Source organism: Cylindrospermum sp. FACHB-282 (assembly GCF_014697195.1).
Taxonomy (GTDB): domain Bacteria; phylum Cyanobacteriota; class Cyanobacteriia; order Cyanobacteriales; family Nostocaceae; genus Cylindrospermum.
Genome location: NZ_JACJRJ010000046.1, coordinates 42497 through 50975, shown reverse-complemented (window position 1 = coordinate 50975; position 8479 = coordinate 42497). Strand labels below are relative to the sequence as shown.

Annotated in this window: 6 protein-coding genes and 1 pseudogene; 6 read left to right on the top strand and 1 reads right to left on the bottom strand. The window is 40.5% G+C overall.

Features of this window, described 5'->3' with window-relative positions; translation table 11 throughout:
• Window positions 1-109 precede the first annotated feature (109 nt).
• Window positions 110-1600 (bottom strand): annotated as a pseudogene (locus tag H6G32_RS20800) (sensor histidine kinase); the annotation flags it as partial.
• Between the two features lie 332 nt (window positions 1601-1932).
• Between H6G32_RS20800 and tmk the strand changes: the two are divergent.
• The 6 genes from tmk (at window position 1933) to H6G32_RS26480 (ending at window position 8470) form a co-directional block, all read left to right on the top strand.
• Complete coding sequence (gene tmk / locus H6G32_RS20795; protein ID WP_190461689.1) at window positions 1933-2571, top strand: dTMP kinase; 639 nt, start codon at window positions 1933-1935, stop codon at window positions 2569-2571.
• Window positions 2572-2603: 32 nt separating this feature from the next.
• A complete protein-coding gene (locus H6G32_RS20790; protein ID WP_190461687.1) occupies window positions 2604-3560 on the top strand; it encodes a DNA polymerase III subunit delta' in 957 nt (318 codons plus the stop codon).
• Between the two features lie 1021 nt (window positions 3561-4581).
• Complete coding sequence (locus tag H6G32_RS20785; protein ID WP_190461686.1) at window positions 4582-6153, top strand: class I SAM-dependent DNA methyltransferase; 1572 nt, start codon at window positions 4582-4584, stop codon at window positions 6151-6153.
• Window positions 6146-7432: a restriction endonuclease subunit S gene (locus tag H6G32_RS20780; protein ID WP_190461684.1), complete on the top strand. Its 1287-nt coding sequence runs from the start codon at window positions 6146-6148 to the stop codon at window positions 7430-7432. Before H6G32_RS20785 ends, H6G32_RS20780 begins: the two co-directional genes overlap by 8 nt.
• Before the next feature lie 212 nt (window positions 7433-7644).
• Window positions 7645-8085: a type II toxin-antitoxin system VapC family toxin gene (locus tag H6G32_RS20775; RefSeq protein WP_199328191.1), complete on the top strand. Its 441-nt coding sequence runs from the start codon at window positions 7645-7647 to the stop codon at window positions 8083-8085.
• Window positions 8075-8470: a DUF2283 domain-containing protein gene (locus tag H6G32_RS26480; RefSeq protein WP_199328190.1), complete on the top strand. Its 396-nt coding sequence runs from the start codon at window positions 8075-8077 to the stop codon at window positions 8468-8470. Before H6G32_RS20775 ends, H6G32_RS26480 begins: the two co-directional genes overlap by 11 nt.
• Window positions 8471-8479 lie beyond the last annotated feature (9 nt).

The window sequence follows — 8479 nt, the reverse complement described above, 5'->3', positions numbered from 1 at the left end:
AACATTCTCTCATTTAAAATGGATGTTTGAATGGTTTATCCGACACACTACCTTTGATTTTCCCACCCTTCAGATGTACGGAGCTTTTTCAAAAATCAAATATTAGTCCTATAGATAAGCCCAACCCCGTACCTTTACCCACTGGTTTAGTAGTGAAAAAGGGGTTAAATAATTGCTGTTGCACAGTTTCTGTCATCCCAGAACCATTATCAGCAATGCGAATAATTACTTGACTGTCGGCAGTAAGTTCTGTTGAAATATGAATCTGCGGTTTATTAGTGCTCAGTTGTGTACTGACAAAGAATTCTTCTAAAGCATCAATGGCATTGGCCAGAATATTCATCAACACCTGATTGAGTTGTCCGGCGTAGCATTCTACTAGGGGTAAGTTGCCGTACTCTTTAATTACCTTGATTTCTTGATTATTGGGATTGGATTTGAGACGACTTGCCAAAATCATCAAGGTGCTATCAATACCATCATGGATATCCACGGCTTTGATTTCTGCCTCATCCAAGCGGGAAAAGTTACGCAGAGATAGGACAATTTCTTTAATTCTTTCGGCGCCAATTTTCATCGAAGTGAGAGATTTGGGCAAGTCGGCGATCAGAAAATTTAAGTCGATGGCTTCTGTCTGGGTTTGAATTTCTGGGGTTGGCTGGGGATAGTGCTGCTGGTAAAGATGCAATAGTTGGATTAAACCTTGGATGTATTCAGTTGTCGGGGTAAGGTTGCCATAGATAAAGTTGACTGGGTTATTAATTTCATGGGCCACACCTGCTACCAATTGCCCCAGGCTAGACATTTTTTCGCTTTGCACCAGTTGGGTAGCTAGTTGCTGGGCTTCTTGGCGCAATTGAGCTTCAGACTGTCGCAAGATTTCCTCTGCTTGTTTGCGTTGGGTGATGTCGTGAACAATGACGACGTATTCTTGAAAATCTTGGTCTTTGCGGTCGGAGATGGAAACTTCCAGGGTTCTGATTTTATCAAATTTGTCGAGTAGGGTGTGTTCGCTTCGCTTGGCCCAATGTTCTGGATAGTTGACTAATTGGGGAAGCCATTGTTGTAGGTGATTTTCTAATAACGCCAATGGGTTGACACCAAAGAAAGATTCGGTTGCTGGATTTGCTTGGCGAATGATGCCTTGGTCATCTACGACTAAAATGCCATCTTGGGCAACGTTAAACAGGTGTTCAGCTGCTTCTCTTGCTTCTGTTAGTGCTACTACTTGGGGTAAACTTGTCCAGCAGGCGATCGCTACTCCCACAAATGCTACTATCATCAGCAGCACCACAACTAAATTCTCACCCCCCGCATTTGCCGCTTTGTTAAGCTTGACACCAAATAACCAGCCCACCCCAACTGCACTGCACAGCAAAAAAATCAGGATACTCACCTGAATCATAACTGGGTCTTTAATAATTACCAAAGAGCGCGAACGATATCGTCGCATCCACCAACTGAGATGGAACGGAGGAAAAGCTAGACGGCGGATTACCTGATCAATTCCTATCATGCCAATGGGAAATAGCAGCCCAATGATCAAGTTTTCCCAACCCCAGGCAAATCCACCTACAAGCAGTACTACAACTTCTAACACCTACAGCAGGTATCCAGACGAAAATAGCTTGTGAACCGAGAGCCGCATGAATTGCTGGCACTAAAGCTGTCCAGGAAATATGAGCTGTCAGACCAAAGCCCCAACTTTCAACAGCACTCAGGCTTCTAGTCAGGCGTGGGTAAGAAGGCTGGCTAAGAGAAACATGAGCGGGATGGGACATAATTGGCAATGCTGGGATATTGTAAGCTCATTTTATTAGAGTTCCCATGGCAGCAACTTTCTGAACAGCAACTTTCATCAAAGAGTGTTTGTTAGCTGATAGCCTAATGAAGCGTTAGTGAAAAAATCTATTGAAACTTTATTAAACAAGTATGGGTGGCAAATTAATTGTATTTGAAGGGGTGGAAGGCTGCGGTAAAACTACTCAAATGCAGCTTTGTTGTCAGTGGTTGCAAAGTTTGGGCGTCTGTGTGGTTGTAACTCGTGAACCAGGGGGGACAGAGTTGGGATTGCATCTGCGGCGTTTATTGCTAGAAAAATCAGAGGACAAACCGATTGCAGAGATGACAGAATTGTTATTGTATGCTGCTGATAGAGCGCAACACGTTGAACAAGAACTCAAGCCGAATTTGGCAGATGGGAAATATATTTTGTGCGATCGCTATACTGACTCTACCATTGCCTACCAAGGTTATGGCCGGGGCTTGAGTATGGAGATAATTAACCAGCTTAATTATATTGCCACTGGCGGTAAGACAAGTGATCTAACCATCTGGCTAGATGTAGATGTAGAGGTGGGACTGGCCCGCAAACGTGGTGGTGAAGTCGCACTAGACAGAATTGAACAAGAGACAATTGCCTTTCATCAGCGGGTTCAGCAAGGATATGCAGAGTTAGCGGCATCCCATCCAGGGCGGATTTTTCGGGTAGATGGCAGTTTGAGTCAAGATCAAGTGCAACAGATGATTAAGGAAATTTTAGGCGATCGCCTTCTATCTTCTGTGAGATAGGTTAACATCATGGGTCAACCTATAATTGACTCATGAGTGTTGACACATTTGCTCCCCTTGTTGGACAAAAACAAGCCGTAGAATTACTGACGCAGGCTGTGAGGCAAAACCGGGTGGCCCCAGCCTATATGTTTGTTGGGCCTGATGGTGTGGGGAGGAGTTTAGCAGCACGATGCTTTATAGAATTGCTATTTTTTGACCAGCAGCGCGACTTTAACACTCTACGCAACCGTGTGCGTCAAGGAAACCACCCCTCTTTATTATGGGTGCAACCAACATATCAATATCAAGGAAATCGACTAACAGCAGCAGAAGCAGCAGAAAAAGGGGTTAAGCGCAAAGCACCCCCTGTAATTCGTTTAGAACAAATTCGGCAAATTACCGAGTTTCTAGGACGTCCCCCTTTGGAAGCGCCGCGAAATGTGGTGGTATTAGAACAAGCGGAAACAATGGCGGAAGCAGCAGCAAATGCCTTGCTGAAGACTTTAGAAGAACCGGGACAGGCGACTTTGATTTTAATAGCACCGAACCCTGAGTCTGTGTTACCAACTTTGGTTTCTCGCTGTCAACGGATTCCTTTTTATCGCTTAGATGTGGCTTCTGTGGCCCAGGTACTTACACAAAGCGGAAATCAGGAGATTTTGCAGCATCCAGCGGTGTTAAATTTAGCGGCTGGTAGTCCGGGGAGTGCGATCGCATCTTACCAACAATTACAAACCATTTCCCCTGAATTACTTCAACAATTAACCAAAGCACCCACATCCTACCGCAGCGCCTTAGAATTAGCCAAAAAAATTGATAAAGATTTAGACACAGAAGCACAACTCTGGTTAATCGATTATCTCCAGCAATCTTACTGGCAACAAACCCATCAATCCACCATAATTAACGAACTAGACAAAGCTCGTAAATACTTACTTACTTATGCCCAACCGCGCCTCGTTTGGGAATGTACATTAATGGCACTATGTCAAATATCCCGTGGTTAGTGATTTGTATATTGGCGTTAATGCGTCAGGGTAAGCATTCTACCCGTAGGGTGCGTTCCCTAACGCACAGATTAAGATTTTCGGCGTTGCTGATTAAAAATATAAATATGTGTCACGCAAAGGCGCAAAGGCGCAAATAATCAAGCTTAAAAAGGTTGAATTTCGCAATTTCATATTGTAATTCAGCAACGCCAGATTTTCAATTTATCTGTAGGGTGCGTTCCCTAACGCACGAATTAAGATTGTCAATTTACCTGTAGGGTGCGTTCCCTAACCCAGAGATTAAGATTTTCAATTTACCTGTAGGGTGCGTCAGACTCGATAATCCGGTAACTATCAACAGATTGTTGATATTTGACGCACCCTACTAATGTTCCAGTTGCGGAAGTACTGAAATTGTGGCAATGTCTAATTTTTAGTAGTACAAAAAAAACTACTAACATCTTTTTTCAGGGATTTGCATAAAGATTTAATTTAGCTGTGATAAGTATACAGAGAACTCTAGCAATAGCAAGTCGTGACCTCTCTTTCAGCCGTTAAATGTTTTTCTCTGGAAAAAGATTAAACAGCTTAATAAGCAAAGGTCAATTTTTTGCTATCTATGGGTTATTTTTATTATTAAAAAACACTAATTAGTTTATCTAAAAATTATAATTTTGCGGTATTTACTGGAGTGTATTTACTGAAAGCCTAAGTAAAGTTTCATAACTTATTTGTGTTCATTACTCATAATTACCACTATTGTTTTGTGTTATATAACACTTATTAAATTAAGCCTTGAGGCAGATGACAATCAAACTTTTGGTGGTCAAATAGCCGGAAATTGACATTTTTGGCCGTCACCCCTGGCTATGGAGAAGATTTACCCTGAGCGAAGCCGAAGGGTAAAAAAATAAGCTGCCGGGCTTGGGTAAACAGAGACAGAATTTGCAACAGAAATACCTCAATTAATCGGAGGTAAATTTGTTTGTGGCGGGTATGTTTGCGAACTGCTAACCGTTGGTAAAAGTGGAGTAACTAAGTGGCAACAAAAGAGACTAAAACTTCGGCTTCGCTCAGTTCTAAGGCAAACGGTAATGGTAGCAAGTTGGGGTTTGAAGAGAAATTATGGCAAACTGCCGATAAGTTGCGGGGTCACTTAGATGCTGCTGAATATAAACACGTGGTTTTGGGGTTGATATTTCTTAAATACATATCAGACGCTTTTAACGAACTCTACGAGAAATTGTCCCAGGACGAATACGCAGAACCTGAAGACAGGGACGAATACAGCGCTGAGAATATCTTTTATGTTCCCAAAGTTGCGCGGTGGTTGCATTTCCAGAGTAACGCCAAAAACCCACTAATTGGGCAGTTAATTGATGAGGGGATGGATGCAATTGAGAAAGAAAACGCTTCTTTGAAAGGGGTATTACCGAAAGAATATGGTAAACCTGCTTTAGATAAACGGTTGCTGGGGGAGTTGATAGACCTAATTGGGACTATTGGGTTAGGAGATGCGGAAAGTCGCAAAAATGATGTTCTCGGAAGAGTTTATGAGTATTTTTTAGGACAATTTGCCAATGCAGAGGGGAAGAAGGGGGGACAGTTTTACACTCCTCCGGCGGTGGTGAAGGTGTTAGTTGAAATGTTGGAACCCTACAAAGGGCGAGTTTATGACCCCTGCTGTGGTTCTGGCGGAATGTTTGTGCAGTCGGAGAAGTTTATAAAAGCACATGAAGGCAAGATTGGGGATATTTCTATTTATGGCCAAGAGTCTAACCCCACGACTTGGAAATTGTGCAAAATCAATTTAGCCATTAGGGGTATTGATGGCAATTTGGGGGCAAAAAATGCTGATAGTTTTCGCAATGATTTACATAAAGATTTAAAAGCAGATTATATTCTGGCGAATCCCCCTTTTAATATGAGCGATTGGGGAGGGGAAGGATTACGAGAAGATGGGCGTTGGACTTACGGCACAACCTCGGCAGGTAATGCCAATTATGCTTGGATTCAACATATCATCAGCCATTTAGCACCTCATGGTTATGCGGGGTTTGTATTGGCTAATGGTTCCATGAGTTCTAATCAATCTGGTGAAGGGGAGATTAGAAAGGCTTTAATTGATGCTGATTTAGTTGATTGCATGGTGGCGTTACCAGGGCAGTTATTTTATAACACGCAAATTCCCGCTTGTTTATGGTTTTTGACTCGGAATAAATCAGGGGGTAAGTTCCGCAAGCGCCGAGGGGAAACTTTATTTATTGATGGGCGCAAGTTGGGGGTTTTAATTGATAGGGTTCATCGGGATTTGACGGAGGAGGAGATAAAAAGAATTGCCGAAACTTATCATAATTGGCGGGGAACTGGGAAGGAAAAATATATAGATGTTCCTGGTTTTTGTAAAGGTGCAAGTTTTGCAGAAATTCAGGGACATGGTTATGTGTTAACACCGGGGCGGTATGTGGGGGCTGAGGAGGTGGAGGAGGATGATGAGCCGTTTGAGGAAAAGATGGAACGGTTAACGCAGAAGTTAGAGGAGCAGTTTAGGAAGTCGGCACAGTTGGAGAGGGAGATTAGAGCAAATTTACGGGGGTTGGGATATGAATAATAATTTTCCTCATAGTTGGCAACAAATAGCGTTAGAAAGTTGTATGGAGGCCATAATTGATTATCGCGGCAAAACACCCCAAAAAACCTCCTTTGGAATTCCCTTAATTACAGCAAAAATTGTAAAAGGTGGGCGAATTAATGACATAGAAGAATATATTGCAGTTAAAGACTATGATTCTTGGATGCGTCGCGGTATTCCTAAACTGGGTGATATTGTTATGACTACTGAAGCACCACTTGGAGAGGTTGCACAATTAGATAATGCAAAAGTTGCACTTGCTCAACGATTAATAACGCTTCGTGGTGATTCAAAACTTTTAGATAATAATTATTTAAAATTTTTAATGCAGTCAGCATTTGTTCAAAATCAACTTCATGCTAGAGCTACAGGAACAACTGTTCTAGGTATTAAACAGAGTGAGTTACGTAAAATTTATTTAATTGTTCCCCCCCTCAACGAACAAAAAGCGATCGCACAAATCCTCTCCTCTCTGGATGACAAAATCGAACTGAACCAACAGATGAACGAAACCCTAGAAGCAATGGCTAGGGCAATGTTTAAGTCGTGGTTTGTAAATTTTGACCCTGTACGCGCCAAGATGGAAGGGAGACAACCCGCAGGTATGGATGCAGCAACGGCGGATTTATTCCCTGATGAGTTTGAGGAGTCGTCTTTGGGTTTAATTCCGAAGGGGTGGAGGGTTGGAACGATTGAAACTGAATGCAAGTTAGTAATGGGACAATCACCAAAGTCAGAATTTTACAATACAACTGGTGATGGATTACCATTTCATCAAGGAGTTACTAACTTTGGAGCACGTTTTCCTACTCACAAAAATTTCTGTACTGTCTGCGAGAGAATCGCAAATAAAGGAGATATTCTCTTTAGTGTTCGCGCTCCTGTTGGTCGAATTAATATTGCTGATAAACAGCTTATTATAGGTCGTGGTCTTGCAGCAATTAGGCATAATCAAGACTATCAATCATTCCTGTTGTATCATTTAGCTCATACCTTTAAAGAAGAAGATTCTATAGGTACTGGCACAATATTTGCATCTGTAACTAGGAAAGACTTACAGGAAGTGAAATTAATTATTCCTACAGATTTAATTATTAAATTTTTTGACGCACAAATTCAAGTTCTAGATAATAGAATTTCTCATAATGGGCAAGAATCTCGTACACTTACCGCTATTCGAGATAGTCTATTACCAAAATTGATATCAGGACAAATCCGGGTTAATGAAGCAGAAAAAACTATAGAGAAAGTAGCGTAATTACTTCACTAATGAACCTCATTAATAAATGCCTTAAGAGACTTAATCGTTAAAATTTTTGATGCACAGATTCAAGTTATAGATCATAGAATTCCTGAAGATGAGCTAGAGTCTAATATACTTGCCACTATCGGAGATATCCTATTACCTAAATTGAAAACAGGAAAAATATGCATTAAAGAAGCAGGGAGGATAATTGAGGATAAATTATAATGAGAGTATATCTTGACACTAGCGTCTACAATCGCCCCTTTGATGACCAAACGCAAGCCAAAGTCTTTTTAGAAACACAAGCAGTGTTGATAATTTTACAAATGGTTGAAGATAAAGACATTGAATTAGTCAGTTCTCCTATTTTAGAATATGAAAATAGCCGTAATAGTCAAATATTACAACAATATAGTATGAACCGATATTTAAAAATGGCTACTCTAACACAACCTAAAACCACAACAGTACAAGAACGAGCAGAAAAACTAGAAATGGATGGAATTAAAGCCTTAGATGCTCTTCACGTTGCTTGTGCAGAAATGAGTAAATGTGATTATTTTATTACTTGTGATAAACGATTAATCAATCGTTGTCAAACTTTAGCTATAGTAAAAACAGTTAACCCGATTGATTTTATTCTAGAGGTGGAAAATGAAAATTAAAGTTCCTAATGACCAACAAATGCTTCAAGAAGTATTAATGATATTAATGAATCATTTAGAACCTACTAAATTTCTCCGATTTGTGGCAGCCTATAATCTAGGAAAAGGTAATTATTTAGAATTTAAAGATAAACAATTTGAAAATGAAACAGTAGCTAGTTTATCCCAAAAAATAGATGCTGAACAAAACCTTGAATCTAATAATTATACAAATGCCCAATATAACGCTGATATTGATGAATTAAAAATTCGTTGGAGTCATGCAGAAATCAAAGAAAGTGATTCTGTAAGTCCTGGTGTGACTCTTGATTATGACACAGAAGGTAATGTTATAGGAATTGAAATTCTCAATGCTTCCCAAAAAATTAAAAACTTTAACCGCTAGAATAAAATT